This window comes from Rhizobium sp. No.120 (genome assembly GCF_054558365.1).
Map to the genome: position 1 here is coordinate 109,261 of NZ_BAAJNQ010000012.1, position 14,279 is coordinate 123,539.

Sequence of the window (14,279 nt, forward strand, 5' to 3'; positions counted from 1 at the left end):
CCGGGGGTTAGTGGATGCGCCTCGACTTCGATAAGGCAACATATGCTGGCGGGTATCCAAGGCAAGCGCTAATTGAAACTGCTCCCAAACCCCGCTAACGATAATGACCGTATGAAATAGCCGTATGACATGTGCCATTGTAGTAAGGGGCAGCGCCATGGCGATGCATTTGAAGCCGCCTACAGGACAATGGCTCGGGATTAGCGCTTTCGTCGCAATGCTGTTGATGATCACGTCGACTGCCGTGGGCGAAGCAATGTCGCGCGCGGAGGTGCGACAACAGACATCAGCTCTGGCGGCACTTGGTAAAGCCCTCTTCTTCGATCCATCGCTGTCGGCCTCCGGCAAGATGGCCTGTTCCTCCTGCCATGATCCCGAGCACGGCTTTGGGCCCGTCAATGATCGATCGGTCCAACTCGGTGGCGGTGACCTGAATCATCCAGGCTTGCGGGCGGTCCCCTCGCTCAAATATCTACAGGTCGTCCCACCCTTCACCGAGCATTTCTTCGAATCCGAGGATGAGGCCGATGAAAGCGTCGACAACGGTCCGACCGGTGGCCTGACCTGGGACGGTCGGGTCGACCGCGGCGGCGAGCAAGCTAGAATCCCGCTGTTTTCCGAGTTCGAGATGGGCAACAAATCAGAGGCCGACATTGGACGACATGTGCTTGAGGCGGGCCACGGTAAGGCGATCGCAGATATCGTCGGACCAAATGCCGCTCGAGATCCAGCTAATGTCTTTCGCACCGTGCTAAAGGCTTTGGAAGTTTTCCAGCAGGACTATCGGACCTTCTATCCCTATTCGAGCAAGTATGATGCCGTGTTGGCCGGCAAGGCCGTACTCACGCTTCAGGAGGCAAGGGGACTCGAATTGTTCAATGCGTCGGATAAAGGCAATTGTGCGTCCTGCCATGTAAGCCAGCGTGGGAACGACGGCACGCCGCCGCAATTCACGGACTATGGTCTGATCGCCATTGGTGTGCCTCGCAACCCAGACATTCCCGCCAACAAGGATCCGACATTTTACGATCTCGGTCTATGCGGTCCTTTGCGGACCGACTTCATCGGGCGCGAGGACTATTGCGGGCTCTTCCGCACGCCGACGCTGCGCAATGTTGCTCTGCGTAAGACCTTCTTCCATAATGGCAGCATTCATTCCTTACAGGATGCCGTACGCTTTTATGTCGAGCGAGAGACGCATCCGGAGCGGTGGTATCCTCGGGCGCCCGATGGGAGCGTGGACAAGTATGACGATTTGCCGCTGGCAGCCAAGGCAAACATCAATATGGATCCGCCCTTCGATCGTAAGCAGGGAGAGGCCCCAGCGCTCTCTCCAGCCGAGATCGATGATGTGGTCGCGTTCCTGCGTACGCTCACCGACGGCTACGATCCGCCAAAGTGAGGGGACGCGCAGTCCGTGGCCGCTGGGACCTTGATCCCTAGGTGCCGCTTGCCTTCAGGTCGAGTAGATTAAGGATCGCGTCTGAACCTTTGCCCGAGGCGTTGATCTTGCCGTCGTCACCGACGGTGAGTTCGGCGCCATTGGCAAAGTTGAGAGACCAGCCATCATCTGAATTGGTTCGGCGTCTGTCCGTCAGTTCGATCCCGGCTGCAGAAACCAATGCAATAACCTTATCGACGTCCATTGCTTTTGCTCTCCCTGGTGTCTTGCTCCATTCCGCGTCGCGGACGAGCTTGCCTACCCTCCGACCATGCCACCGTGTCGCGCCGGTATCAATCTTTGTGAATGAGGGCGCTCTACTGATCCAAGTACGGAGGGATCTTTGCGATGGCGGAACGGAAAACTTACACTTCTTTGTAAGTCAACCCGCATTTGGCTTTGAAAACGTGTCGAGAATGCCCGCGGCTCAGCTAGGGTCAAGACTCATTGATCCAGAATATGAATGCTGCAGCGAAGGCAATGGCGGATAAGAAGGTGTGGGCACATCGGTCGTAGCGGGTATAGATGCCACGCCAGTCCTTGAGGCGTGCAAACATGTTCTCGATCCTGTGCCGGTGCCTATAAAGGTTACGGTCATAGCTGTGCTGGATGCTGTGCTTCGCGGAAGGCGGAATACAGGGCATGATGCCGCGCTCGACAAGCGCTTGCCGGAAGGCTGCAGAACTGTAGGCTGGTTCCCCGCCTTAGGCGGTTGTAGATGGTTTTGTGCGGACCACGGTCTGCAGGGGCATCTCGCGATCGAAGGCCATTGCGGATTACGAACAGCATGCCGCTCAAAACCCGTCGATCGTCTACTCGCGGCACCCCGTGCGACAAGGGAAAATAAGGCTCAATCCGGCACAACTGTTCCAGCGTCAACAAATGAGACAAGGCAGCATCCTCCTGCAGCCTTGAATCATCTCCTTGAAGTCAACGCAACGGATTAATAGGTCCCGACCCCAGCTAAGGTTCCGCCTTGCCGTGGCGCGCTGAAACACCATTCGGCAGCATCTTTATCGCTGAGTGGTCGTGAATAGAGGTAGCCCTGAACCAGCGTACCTCCCAATCCTTTAAGCGCGGCAAGCTCTTCCGGTGTTTCTACACCTTCAACCACGCATTCGAGACCCATGTCTCGGCTGAGAGTGAGCAGAGACTTCACTATTTTATAGCTGGCGGGTCTCTTGTGTAAGTCTGTAACGAAGCTGCGATCGATCTTGATCTTAGTGAGAGGAAGAGCATGCAACCGTGTCAGGCTAGAGTAGCCGGTGCCGAAGTCGTCCAGTGAAATGCCGCAACCGAGGCGTCGTAGCATTTCCACCGACAATTTGATTTGCTCGAAATCATGTGCAAACGCCGTTTCCGTAATTTCAAGATCAAGGCGCCGTGGGTCAAAGCTGCTGCCCTCGATAATTGCGATCAATGAAAGCACTCCTTCGCAGGAGTTGAGATCGTGGGCCGATAGATTGAATGACAGGCGCAAGGATTTTTCCCACTTCGATGCGAAAGCAAGTGCCTTTTTAAGTAGAGGACGTGTCAGCGAACCGACGATGCCGGCCCGCTCGGCAATAGAGAAGAATTGCGTGGGCGCCACGTGTCCGAGGACTGGGCTGTGCCAGCGCGCCAAGGCTTCAAAGCCAACCGTTTGCCCGTGATCTATATTCACGATCGGCTGAAACACGACGGAAAGTTCGTCTTCCAACCTGGCTTGCTTGAGTAGGTGCTCAATGCGTGCTTCAATATTAATTTGCTTTTCATGCTCGACGTCAAATAGGACGGCGCCCCCGCGGCGTGTTCTCTTGGCATGGTAAAGCGCGTAATCCGCCCTGTCGAACAGCTCCTCCAGCGTAGAAGCGAGGTTTGGAAAGACAGCTATTCCCATCGACGCGGATATGTGCATCGTTCCTTCCGGCAGATGATAGGGTGCCCTTAGCCCTTCGGAAATGGCATTGGCGTTTGTTACAAGCAGAGTATCGTCAGGCGCGAGCGGCGCGACAATTGCAAACTCGTCACCGCCCAATCGAAATGCTCGACTAGCTTTCAAACTGGCCGTCAGGCGGCTGCTGACGTCAATTAGCAGTTTATCTCCCGCCGAATGTCCGTAAAGGTCGTTGACCGGCTTGAAGCCGTCAAGATCAATGACTCCCAAGGCCAGTCTGGTGTTCTCGGCTTTGGCCTTTTGGAATTCAGTTTCCAGATGCGCAAAAAACGCGCGGCGGTTGGGTAGGTCCGTCAGACTGTCGATATTCGCAAGCAAAAGGTTTTCATTGCCAAGCGCTTCCGTGCGTTGTTGCGCGATAACCATACGCTCGAAATTGCGGTAATTGGTCAGGAGAATCGACATCATGCCAGCGCAGACCAGCGCCACATTGACCGCTATGGCAATAAAGGTCGGCTGCCTGGATGCGATGAAAAATACAATGAACGCTCCATTGACAATCACAGTCACTATGAATGCTGCCGAACGCACATACATCAGACAGAAAATGCAGGAGATAACGGTGATCGCCATATAGAAGGCAACGTGAGATTGCGCATATGCATCGCCGTAAGGCACCAGCAAAAACGACCAAACAGTAAATGCAATGGGAATGCCGACTGCCAGACGGTTGGTGCGTGCGAGCGCGGCGTAAGCCACGTCTGGCCCGGGCTCAGCATTCCGCGTTCTCCACCAGAATCCGATCCTCAGCGTACAGCCGAGCGTGAAAAGTGCGGGAATGCCAAAAGTGAGCCAAATCGGTGCTGACTGCATATGGGTAATGGAAAGCGCCCAAGTGCTCGAGATCAGGATGAAATACATCATCGGCATCTGCCGGGTGAAGGCGTGGTACTGAGCCTTCAGCAGGTCTGGATTATCCGATCGAACGGACATGAAGTCCAGCAGGCTTTGTTTGATATTTAGTATTTCCATTGTGCAGCTCACAGCATAATGGCGCAATTCATGGCATATTGGTCATTACGTTATTTGAAATACATATAGTTAATCACAAAAGAATTAATACAACTTTCGGATGCGCGCGGTTTTAAGCCAATCGAAACGGGAGTTTTTCTTATTCAAGATGTTTTATTATCCCCAGGAGCAAGGTTTAATAGAATAAATATGTGCTTTTGGACCTATGCCGATCTGCTCGATATGGCCGCCCTGCATAACCGCGATCTTGTCGGCCATGGTCATGGCTTCCACCTGGTCGTGGGTTACATAGATGGTCGTCGTATTGAGTCGCTGATGCAGCTCCCTGATTTCTTTACGCATTTGTACACGCAGCTTGGCGTGGAGGTTGGACAGCGGCTTATCGAACAGGAAGTCCTGCGGCGAGCGGACGATTGCCGGCCCATGGCGACGCGCTGGCGCTGGCCGCCGGAAAGTTGACGCGGATAGCGGTCGAGATAAGGCACGAGATCGAGGGTCTCGGCGGTCGCTTGCAAGCGCTGCTTGATGCGGGCGGCCGGCTGCTTTTGCAGACGTACGCCGCAGAAGCGGAGTGCGGAGAACGTGAGCCGCGTCGCATTTTGTAACAATGATCTATTTCCACTTAGGCCATTCCCGGATCACGAGGTCTGACGCCGGCGCCGCCACGCCGGTGGGGTGCGAAAGCTAATCCAAGCAAAGGCTACCATCATAAGCTCGTATTTTGGGAGAACCTCTTGGGCTGCCGGTCATCCGCATGGGTCTTGCATTTTCTGGAAGCCAAATCGAACAAAGAGTAGAACAATTGGTTCCACATATCTCGGGGACGTGAGATCTCAGGAACACGCGGTCTGGCTGTTCGCTTCCATTCAACTTGCTGAAAGGATCCAAAGCTGGAATTTTCATCGGGATGCCTGGCGCCGAATGTCATCGGGCAGGTATTTCTCGTGATAACGAATACGCAGCTCATTGAGAACGAAGTTATCGAGATGGAAAAGACCACTGCCCCATATCGCTTGCATTAATTAGCGAAATAGGAAGATGGCATTTTTTGAAAGTCTTGGCGGAACCAAAGCCTAATCCGTCTGTTTGGAAGTCGAGACCAACTAAGGCCTCGCAATCAAGCCAAGGAGAAAGAACATGGCAACTCAAGGCGGTTCACATGATCAGCATGTCAAAGCTGGCCAGCAAAGCCACAAGAATACCGGCGCGAAGCAGCAGGCTTCGTCTCGGAACGAACAGTCAAAAGAGGGAACGCGTGGTGGCAGTCATGAACAACATGTGAAGGCCGGCCAGCAGAGTCATAAGAACTCGTGATTCAGTTTTCATGCAATGCCGCGCAGGCGGTCTTTCTCTGAGGGCGGCAGTAAGCTAGCCGCCCGAAAGAACTCACCGATAATCGTTGGAGGAAACAATGGCATCCGAGAAGACATTGAACGATCTGTTCCTGGATACTCTGAAAGACATATACTACGCCGAGAAGCAAATTCTCAAGGCTCTGCCCAAGATGGCGCGCGCGGCGCAGGCAGAGGAAGGCAAGCAAGGCTTTCTGCATCACCGCGATGAAACGCAGGGTCATGTCGAGCGCCTGGAGCAGATCTTCGAAATGCTTGGGAAGCCGGCACGGGGCAAGACATGCGAGGCGATCCAGGGCATCATAGCCGAAGCCGACGAGATCACCGAAGAGTTCAAGGGTACGTCCGTTCTCGACGCAGGCCTGATCTCTTCTGCGCAGGCTGTCGAGCACTATGAAATTGCTCGCTACGGCACCCTTGTCGAATGGGCAAAGCAACTCGGGTTGAAGGACGCGGTGCCTCTTCTTCAGCAGACGCTCGCAGAAGAAAAAGCGACCGACCAGAAGCTGACCAAGCTTGCAGAAACGGCGGCGAACGCAAAGGCGAAAAAAGCCGCGTAGAAACTTGGCCGCATTTCCGAGCGATGCGCTGCCTCGGCAACGCATCGCTCGGGATCAAACATGATAGCATTCTGGCGGAGCGGCACAGTTTTTCACAGAATCTCTATGCCCTACTATCTTATTGCTTTTACGCAACTCCAGACGGAAGGGCGCTGCATGCTTTGCCTGGAATTGCATCTAACGAAGCAAGACAGCGGAGGAAATTCGCAAGAAAATTTTCAGTCCCGTCGGATTCCACTCGCGGTCGATGGATCCCTGCAGCGACCTGATTGTCGCTTCTTCGAGCTGCGAACCAAAGCCACCGGAGCCATCGGGTTGATGGACGGCAGGCCCTCCGATTTCCCTCCAGATAAGCGAGAAGTCCGTGTCGTTGCGCACCTCGATTTCGATGCGGCCCTCTGGTGCCGATAAGGCGCCGTACTTCGTCGCGTTCGTGGAGAATTCGTGCAGGAGCAAGGCAAGCGACGTCAACATGTTCCCCCGCACCGGGACATCTTGACCTCTAATGGAGACACGCTCCACGCCATCGACTTGATGGGCGGCAAAGAGAGCCTTGACGAGCGCAAAAACCGTCGTTTCCTGCGACTGATAGCTCACAGCGTGTCCAACATCGGGAAGCGTCAGCTCGTTTGCGATTGCCAATGCGCTTATGCGGGCTCGCACGTCGCGTGCAAGTTCGTGGACTGTTGTTGCCGTGCGCTCGCTCAAGCCGACCACTGCGTTCGCAATAGCGAAGATATTCTTGATTCTGTGGTTCATTTCCCGAAGCAGAAGGACCTGGCGTTCTGCCGCGCGCTTGCGCTCGGAAATGTCACGAGCGACTTTCGAAGCTCCGACGATATCGCCGTGGCTGTCGCGAACCGGAGAAACCGTCAGTGAGATATCTATCAAGGTTCCATCCTTCCGGCGGCGGACGGTTTCATAATGTTCAATCCTCTTTCCGCCGCGAATGCTGGCGATGATGACATCTTCTTCATGCAGCCGATCGTCCGGGATGATAATGGAAATGTGCTGTCCCATCACTTCGGCCGCGGTATATCCGAAAAGCCGTTCGGCGCTTCGGTTCCAGCTGGTGATGTGTCCGGTGAGAGATTTGCTGATGATTGCGTCGTCGGAGCTCTCGACGATGGCCGCGAGCAGCGCCTGCGCCAAAGGCGCGTCGGTGTCGGCGGGTTCCGCAGGCGGGACGACTGCGTTTGGTGATGAGGAAGTCGTTGCCGCATCTTGTTGGAAATCCGTCGATTTCAATAGATCAGATGCCTCTTCACGCATTCGCTGTCTCCCGTTTCCGTCCACCATTCTTGGTGAACCACGATCTCCTGTATTTTTTGGATACCTACGGAGATGGGGTAGCTGGCTGCCGCACGCAAGGGGCCTTCATGCGCAGCTTATGCGGGAGCGAGGCATTCGGTTTTCGCGCCAAGGAGACGGAAACCATTTCCGCTTGCTCGTGCCCTAACGCCTCATCACATTCATGACCAGGGAGACAATGAAGAATAGCAGGAAGATGAAGAATAGCACCTGAGCAATTGATGCCGACGCGCCGGCAATACCGCCAAATCCAAGGGCACCCGCGATCAGGGCTACGACCAGAAATACCAACGCATAATAAAGCATCTTACTCTCCATTTGTTCCTAAATGGAGAACGGGGCAGCTATGAGTTTGTTCCACCGTTGGTAATTAGGTTTGAGCGGCAAACTTCGCGTCTTGCAAATAAGCCTTGCTGCTACCATCAGCCGGTGGCGGCGGTTCGGCGGCTTCCAGATACAGTCTTACCGGCACGATGAGTGCAAACCACAGACTGGCGCCGAGGAGAAACAATGCCGTCGTCTGATCGTTGGTTTGCACGCAGAATGGGAAGAGGACCGAGGTGAACAGCACCGTCAGGCGAACGGCCCATTCGGCTTCGCGCTTGCGAACCGCAATGGCAGCCAGCGCACGATAGGCACGGATGTCGTAAGTCTTTGTGGTGCGACCAAAAACCAGGACCCGGAGCGACGGAATGGAGAGCATCAGCAGGGCGGCGAAAGTCAGCCCGTAGGCGGTGCTCGCTAAGAAGAGGTTGCTTGCGGATAGAAGCAACAAAATGACGAAGAGATTCCAGAAAGGCGCAAGTTTCTGCGGCGATTGGCCTGTGTGTTGGTGCCATGTCCGCAGCGCCGTCGCTCCACATTCAAGTAATGGTCGATCGACATAACGATTGATGAATTCCATGCTGCGCCTTTCCAAAATCGGGGGAAGCCAAAACCAGAAAAATTCGGCATCAGCATGGCAGGGCGAATTGCGAGAATGAATTGTGGCCCCGGCGCTGCGGCGGGGAAGGGGAACAATCAGTTTTGAGCTTGGTTCATTGATTTCGGGGAAGCATCCGCGATAACTCGATGCGTTGAATGTCATGAAGCACCTTGACCAAGCCATACAGATTGCGCTCGAGGCGCATGAAGGGCAAACCGATAAGACGGGACGCCCTTTTTTCGCGCATTGCCAGCGGATCGCACTTCCCGTTTCCGGGGATGATGCCCGCACCGTCGCCTATCTTCACGATGTCGTCGAGAAAGGAAGGGGATGGACGCTCGATCGATTGCGAGAAGAGGGTTTTCCTCCGAGAATTGTCTCGGCCGTGGACGCGTTGACGCGGCGATCGAACGAGCCGTATGACGAATTCGTCATGCGGGCGACGTCGAATGCATTGGCACTGCCGGTGAAAAAGGCCAATCTGGAGGACAATCTCTGGCAAATCGAGCAAATCGGCAAAAGCGGCGAGAAATATCAGCGCGGTTTGCAGATGTTGGCTCGAAACATTGCGTAGCCATCATCCTCCTCTGTGCCGCGAATGTGTGGAGATCTGCCTTGAATGCGCCGATGATTGCGAGCGCATCGGCGACATGGCGGATTGCGTCGACAGTTACCGTCAATGTGCCGGAAGCTGCCGACAAATGGCGGCGTGAGGATCAAAATCGCTGGGACCGCTCAACCCATCGCTTCCAGCCAGCGCAGCACCGCCAATTCGTCCTCATCCATCCATTTGAGAATGGCCGACCTTTTTCGCGCGCCTATTTTGGTGATCTCGGCTAGACGGCCGTTGTCGAAATCCTCCACCACGCGAGGGTGGATATAGGAACTGCGACAGACGGCGCGTGTGTTCACCAATTTGGCGGCGACACTGTCGATGACGCCATTGATTTGCCTTGCCCTTTCTCGTGCCGCGTCCGCCGGCTTAATTGCCGAAAGCGCCTTCGCCGCCATGCATGTGGCTCCCCATATGCGAAATTGACGCGAGCTGAAGTCGCGGTTCGTTGTTTCACGAATATAGGCATTGACGTCCTGCGACCGGATCGGATGGATATGCCCGTTCTCGTCGGCATATTGAAATAAATGCTGCCCGGGCAGTTCCTGAAGCATGCGAACGGCGCGTATGATCCGCCTGTCGGTGATATCGAGGCGCCATTCCTTGCCGGACTTGCCCTTGAAGCGGAATTGTAGATGTGATCCGATCGCCTTGACATGGCGGCCGCGCAGCGTTGTCAGGCCATAGGAACCATTTTCAAGCGCATAGATTTCGTTGCCGATACGGATGAAGAGATTGTCCATCAGCGAGACCACCGTTGCAAGCGCCTTAGTCAAGCTCGGCTTGCGTCGCCGGAGGTCGGCGTCGACACGCTTGCGGATGGCCGGCAGCGACCGTCCAAACTCAGCCAGCTGCGCAAATTTCTGACTTTCACGGATGGCGATCCAGCCTGGATGATAACGATATTGCTTGCGCCCTCGGACATCCCGGCCGACCGCCTGCAGATGGCTGTTCGGATCCGGCGATATGATCACATCCGTATAAGCGGGTGGTATGGCGAGAGCGGATAGCCGATGGAGCTCTTTCGGGTCGGTTATTCTTTGTCCCCGTGGATCATAATAGGCGAAACCTGCGCCGCTCCTTTTACGGGTTATGCCCGTCTCAAGACCTGCCAGATAGACGATCTCTTCGTTTCCTGAGGCAGAATGATTGTCAATCTGCTTACCGGAGCGATCCTTTTGGGTATGGTCCACCGAATCCCGCTCGAAGCAGCCTTCCGCCGTCGTTGCGTCTCCGAGTTCACCGGGGATAATGGCCTCCGTTTTCACCTATGCACCGCCGTCAATCGTCGCCCTTCTGTTTCAACGCGTCGGAGACACGGCGCTTACGGGGATGGTCCACATTCTCGCCATGTGCATCGCGCGCCTTTTCACCACCATCCTTGGCGGGAAGATATCCGGCCGGCCTCGATCCGGCGGGTCCCTCCCATCGCGGTTATTGATCCGTGGTCCCGGGTGCGCCGTCGCGTGGCTGCTGATGTTTCATCGCGGGTTTCCTTTCGGGCGGTTCGATGCGTCAGATCATCCTGACGTCTCGCTTTTGCCAAGGAAACCGTCCGCGCGGCGCATTGTTCCTTTCGGCTTGGACAAAGCTGAGCGATTGGGTCATCACACGGGTGGCGTCAGGCAGGGATGAAACTTTCAATTCCAGTTTTCGTTTGGCCTTGTTGCTAGAGCGACCGTGATGTGATGCCGAGAAAATGACCGCGCTTGGGGCGCGGGCGAGACGCTCGCGAGGAGGCCAAATGGATAATCAGCCGCAAGCACGTCGGCGCATGATGATCTTCGTTGCGACGATTTTCGTTCTTGCCTGCGTTATCGCCATCTATTTCGCCTTCAGCTCCATCCCGGCGAGCCTGCTCCGCTGCTTGGTGCAGCGTCATCGATTCATACGCGGTAACACGAACCCGCGCCGTCATTCTACACGTTCGCACAGCTTTGCGTACTCGTGCTCGATGGACGTCGCCCTGATGGCGGTGACGATCCCCAACCGGAAGAGCGGCAAATCGAACAGCCTTTGGAAAGAATTCCGCTTATCGAAATCGAAAAGCTCGCTGGGGATTCAGCTTGAACGGCGGCTTTTCCCCACGCTCGCGTTTCGGCTCTGAGATTCATCTGGAATCTACCCTTAATCGCGTCCGGAACAAAGCAGATCGGCGAAAGTTGGATAGCCGTTTCCGCGGGCATATTCCGCGGGCATATTGGAGACGACGGCATGATCGATCGAGATCCTCAGGTGATGCGTCACGCTTCATATCGCCCTTTTCACGCTCTTCTCGTTCCAATTCCGATGGTCTGCTTCGTTGGCGCGTTGGCAACGGATTTGGCTTATTGGAAATCCGCCGAAATGATGTGGGCGGATGCATCCGCGTGGTTACTGGCCGTCGGTCTCTTGTTCGGCTTGGTCGCGATCATCGCTGCAGCTGTCGATGCTTTCGCCCGCCGCCTTTCCTCGATGCAAGGGCGAATATGGCCTTATGTGATCTGCAATGCTCTTATCCTTATCGTTTCATTCTTTAACACGCTGGTTCATTGCCGTGACGCTTGGACTTCCGTCGTTCCCATGGGACTCCTCCTTTCCGCCGTGACCGTCGTTCTCATCCTTTTCAGCAGCTGGATAGGCTGGGCGATGATCGATTACGAAAACCAGGAAGTCGAACCATGATCTTCAAGACGAGAGAGACGATGACTGCAGTCCTTGTCCTTGGCGCAATCTCCATTCTTTCCGGCTGCAGCGGTAAGGAAGAGGATCCGACCGGTCAGATCGGACCGAATCCAACGCTGCCGGCCCAGACACAATATCTTTTTCCACCGATGCATGTCGCCAGGGTCGTCGGCTGGCAAAACGGCGAACGGCCGGAGGTCGCGAAAGGATTGCAGATCAAGGCACTTGCTACAGCGTTGAAACATCCGCGTTCGATCTATGTGCTGCCGAACGGTGACGTTCTAGCGGTGGAATCCGTCGCGCCGCCCGAAGCTTCGATCAAACGGCCGAAGGATCTGATCATGGGATGGATCGAGGCAATGGCGACGTCCGCGGGCAGCAACGAGGGAAGCAATCGCATTACCCTGCTGCGCGATGCCGATGGCGATGGTGTTGCAGAAACGAAGAGCGTCTTTCTCGACCACCTCAATTCTCCTTTCGGCGTCGCCCTCGTCGGCAGCGATCTCTACGTCGCGGAGACGGACAAGATCATGCGCTACCCATACAAGACCGGGGAGACAAGCATTCCTGAGCCTGGAACGAAGCTGACCGATCTACCAGGCGGCCCGATCGATCACCACTGGACCAAGAGCCTTGTGGCCAGTCCGGATGGATCGCTGCTTTACGCCGGTGTGGGATCAAACAGCAACATCACGGAAAACGGTATTCAAGCCGAGATGGATCGAGCCTCCATATGGGAGATTGATAGGTCCACCGGACGTCATCGCATTTTCGCATATGGCCTCAGAAACCCGAACGGCCTGTCCTGGCAGCCCGAAACACATGTCCTCTGGACCGTCGTCAACGAGCGCGACGAACTTGGCCCCAACCTCGTGCCAGATTATATGACCTCCGTGAGGGAAGGCGGTTTTTATGGCTGGCCCTACAGCTATTTCGGCAAAAATATCGATCCCCGCGTCATGCCGCAAAGGCCGGATCTGGTTGAGAAAGCGATCGTTCCCGATTATGCGTTGAGTTCGCACGTGGCGCCGCTCGGCATGGTCTTCTATACGGGTGGTAATCTGCCGGCGACCTATCGCGGTGGTGCGTTCGTCGGCGAGCACGGGAGCTGGAATCGTTACGAATTTAACGGATACAAGGTGATCTTCATATCTTTCGCAGGCGGCCAGCCGAAAGGTCTGCCGCAAGACGTCGTGACGGGCTTTCTGAACGGCGATAACGAGGCAAGAGGGCGCCCGGTGGGCCTGGCGGTTGACAATGCCGGCGCCCTCCTAATTGCAGACGATGTCGGCAACACGGTTTGGCGCGTCAGCGCCGCAGCGCCGTGATCACTCGCGAAACGGCAATGTCTGGGTGCGAAGTGTGGGCATCAAATCTTGAATGTTGATGCGTCGTCAGGCTGCGATTTGCAGTTCAGCAATAATCGATCGACCGCCAGATTGTCGGGGCGGACGACCATCTGGAAATTGGCAGCTCGTCCGACCAGACGCTGGTTTGCAAGTATCTGCCTCGATGTCTCGAAATTCCCGTAAGCGCTGGTCCGGCGGCGTCATCGCTGGCTTTACCGCAATATTAGCCAAAGACAGTATGCCGACAAGGCGTTTGTTGCGGTTGACCACGGCAAGGCGATGGGCGGCGGCCCGTTCGGGACTCACGTCCAAAGCAAGGCGCGATTGTCATCCACTCTCGCCGAGCATATCTTTCACTTGATGATGCAGACCTGCACGACTTGCCACTCAAGGTTCAGGATGAACCACTAAGCTATCGGTCGCGACACGTGGTAGCTGCAACCTTCCTGGACCTCCGATCGGCAACCCATCGCCGCATCAATTAACTGCCAGTATCGAGCTAAGTGCACGCTATCATATTGAAATTATTGGCCCGATGTTAAATGCAAGCCACATCGGGAAACAGGCGTCCTCGAAGAAATTTTCGGATTTGTCGAGAAGAATGTGCTGCTGTGCGATGCTGCCTAAGGCTTCCGAATTGGCGCTAGTCTAATATAGCGGATCGGAAACTCCTGACATTATGTAAAATTGATCTTGAGCGCTTTACTGGAAGATTGTGAAATCGAAAAAAACCTGCGAACATGACGTTAGTTTTTCTTCTCACGGTTTCTTTATGAACAAAAGACCGGATGCAATCGATGTCGAAATTGGATTGCGCATCCGGCTGCGCCGGGAGGAGTTGTCAATTACTCAAGATGTATTGGCCGAGAAGCTTCGCATAAGAGCTCAAGAGCTCGAGAAATACGAATGCGGCTTCGAAAAAATCAGCGCCAGTCGGCTTCTGAATATTTCGGAAATTCTCGATGTCCCAATCATGTTTTTCTTCGAAAGCGGATCGGACGACGCTCCTACTTCCAAGGAGGTGCTAGCTGGTTTTCGACTTGCGACACACCATAAGGCCGTTCTGCGAACAGCCTTATCGGGGATCATGGACAAGCGGTTGCGCGCGAAGATCCTCGCCTTTGTGCAATCAAGCGAATCTGGCAGTGAGCATTGA

General features: G+C 55.1%; 14 protein-coding genes and 5 pseudogenes. 10 read left to right on the forward strand and 9 right to left on the reverse strand.

Translation table 11 applies throughout. The features are described from left to right. The first annotated feature begins 157 nt into the window (after positions 1-157). Positions 158-1,402 carry a cytochrome-c peroxidase gene (locus tag ACYJRZ_RS25560; protein WP_459463644.1) on the forward strand — a complete coding sequence of 415 codons (1,245 nt, stop codon included), beginning with the start codon at positions 158-160 and terminating at the stop codon, positions 1,400-1,402. A gap of 37 nt (positions 1,403-1,439) precedes the next feature. On the opposite strand, the gene ACYJRZ_RS25565 is transcribed toward ACYJRZ_RS25560, so the two are convergent. The 4 genes and pseudogenes from ACYJRZ_RS25565 to ACYJRZ_RS25580 form a co-directional block, all read right to left on the reverse strand. After that, positions 1,440-1,646 (reverse strand): hypothetical protein, encoded by a 207-nt coding sequence (locus ACYJRZ_RS25565; RefSeq protein ID WP_459463645.1) that lies wholly within the window; start codon positions 1,644-1,646, stop codon positions 1,440-1,442. A 232-nt stretch (positions 1,647-1,878) separates the two neighbouring features. Next, positions 1,879-2,332: pseudogene (locus ACYJRZ_RS25570) on the reverse strand (transposase). 52 nt (positions 2,333-2,384) lie between these two features. Further along, positions 2,385-4,349: a putative bifunctional diguanylate cyclase/phosphodiesterase gene (locus ACYJRZ_RS25575; protein WP_459463646.1), complete on the reverse strand. Its 1,965-nt coding sequence runs from the start codon at positions 4,347-4,349 to the stop codon at positions 2,385-2,387. A gap of 207 nt (positions 4,350-4,556) precedes the next feature. Then, a pseudogene (locus ACYJRZ_RS25580) lies at positions 4,557-4,852 on the reverse strand (sugar ABC transporter ATP-binding protein); the annotation flags it as partial. A 634-nt stretch (positions 4,853-5,486) separates the two neighbouring features. Between ACYJRZ_RS25580 and ACYJRZ_RS25585 the strand changes: the two are divergent. Both ACYJRZ_RS25585 and ACYJRZ_RS25590 read left to right on the forward strand, forming a co-directional pair. After that, positions 5,487-5,663, forward strand: a complete 177-nt coding sequence (locus tag ACYJRZ_RS25585) for a hypothetical protein (protein WP_459463647.1) — start codon at positions 5,487-5,489, stop codon at positions 5,661-5,663. Positions 5,664-5,760: 97 nt separating this feature from the next. Continuing rightward, positions 5,761-6,261: a YciE/YciF ferroxidase family protein gene (locus ACYJRZ_RS25590; protein ID WP_459463648.1), complete on the forward strand. Its 501-nt coding sequence runs from the start codon at positions 5,761-5,763 to the stop codon at positions 6,259-6,261. 177 nt (positions 6,262-6,438) lie between these two features. Here ACYJRZ_RS25590 and ACYJRZ_RS25595 read toward each other — a convergent pair whose 3' ends face one another. The 3 genes from ACYJRZ_RS25595 to ACYJRZ_RS25605 form a co-directional block, all read right to left on the reverse strand. Then, positions 6,439-7,533, reverse strand: a complete 1,095-nt coding sequence (locus tag ACYJRZ_RS25595; protein WP_459463649.1) for a PAS domain S-box protein — start codon at positions 7,531-7,533, stop codon at positions 6,439-6,441. A 183-nt stretch (positions 7,534-7,716) separates the two neighbouring features. Further along, complete coding sequence (locus ACYJRZ_RS25600; RefSeq protein WP_459463650.1) at positions 7,717-7,878, reverse strand: DUF1328 domain-containing protein; 162 nt, start codon at positions 7,876-7,878, stop codon at positions 7,717-7,719. Between the two features lie 64 nt (positions 7,879-7,942). Further along, a complete protein-coding gene (locus ACYJRZ_RS25605; RefSeq protein ID WP_459463651.1) occupies positions 7,943-8,659 on the reverse strand; it encodes a hypothetical protein in 717 nt (238 codons plus the stop codon). On the opposite strand from ACYJRZ_RS25605, the gene ACYJRZ_RS25610 reads away from it, so the two are divergent. Further along, positions 8,658-9,071: an HD domain-containing protein gene (locus tag ACYJRZ_RS25610; RefSeq protein ID WP_459463652.1), complete on the forward strand. Its 414-nt coding sequence runs from the start codon at positions 8,658-8,660 to the stop codon at positions 9,069-9,071. The genes ACYJRZ_RS25605 and ACYJRZ_RS25610 overlap by 2 nt on opposite strands. A 1-nt stretch (position 9,072) precedes the next feature. Further along, positions 9,073-9,210 (forward strand): annotated as a pseudogene (locus ACYJRZ_RS25615) (four-helix bundle copper-binding protein); the annotation flags it as partial. 22 nt (positions 9,211-9,232) lie between these two features. On the opposite strand, the gene ACYJRZ_RS25620 reads toward ACYJRZ_RS25615, so the two are convergent. Both ACYJRZ_RS25620 and ACYJRZ_RS25625 read right to left on the reverse strand, forming a co-directional pair. Beyond that, positions 9,233-10,378, reverse strand: a complete 1,146-nt coding sequence (locus tag ACYJRZ_RS25620) for a DNA topoisomerase IB (protein ID WP_459463653.1) — start codon at positions 10,376-10,378, stop codon at positions 9,233-9,235. A 13-nt stretch (positions 10,379-10,391) separates the two neighbouring features. Continuing rightward, positions 10,392-10,595: pseudogene (locus ACYJRZ_RS25625) on the reverse strand (hypothetical protein). Positions 10,596-10,854: 259 nt separating this feature from the next. Here ACYJRZ_RS25625 and ACYJRZ_RS25630 point away from each other — a divergent pair. From ACYJRZ_RS25630 to ACYJRZ_RS25650, 5 genes and pseudogenes are all read left to right on the forward strand, one after another. Continuing rightward, the gene (locus tag ACYJRZ_RS25630) at positions 10,855-11,217 is read left to right on the forward strand and encodes a hypothetical protein (RefSeq protein ID WP_459463654.1); all 363 of its coding nucleotides are present in this window, start codon (positions 10,855-10,857) and stop codon (positions 11,215-11,217) included. 107 nt (positions 11,218-11,324) lie between these two features. Then, positions 11,325-11,774 (forward strand): DUF2231 domain-containing protein, encoded by a 450-nt coding sequence (locus ACYJRZ_RS25635; RefSeq protein WP_459463655.1) that lies wholly within the window; start codon positions 11,325-11,327, stop codon positions 11,772-11,774. Positions 11,775-11,794: 20 nt separating this feature from the next. Further along, positions 11,795-13,102, forward strand: coding sequence for a PQQ-dependent sugar dehydrogenase (locus tag ACYJRZ_RS25640; protein WP_459463712.1), 1,308 nt, complete (start codon positions 11,795-11,797; stop codon positions 13,100-13,102). Positions 13,103-13,393: 291 nt separating this feature from the next. After that, positions 13,394-13,534 (forward strand): annotated as a pseudogene (locus ACYJRZ_RS25645) (cytochrome C); the annotation flags it as partial. Between the two features lie 304 nt (positions 13,535-13,838). Continuing rightward, positions 13,839-14,279 carry a helix-turn-helix domain-containing protein gene (locus ACYJRZ_RS25650; protein WP_459463656.1) on the forward strand — a complete coding sequence of 147 codons (441 nt, stop codon included), beginning with the start codon at positions 13,839-13,841 and terminating at the stop codon, positions 14,277-14,279.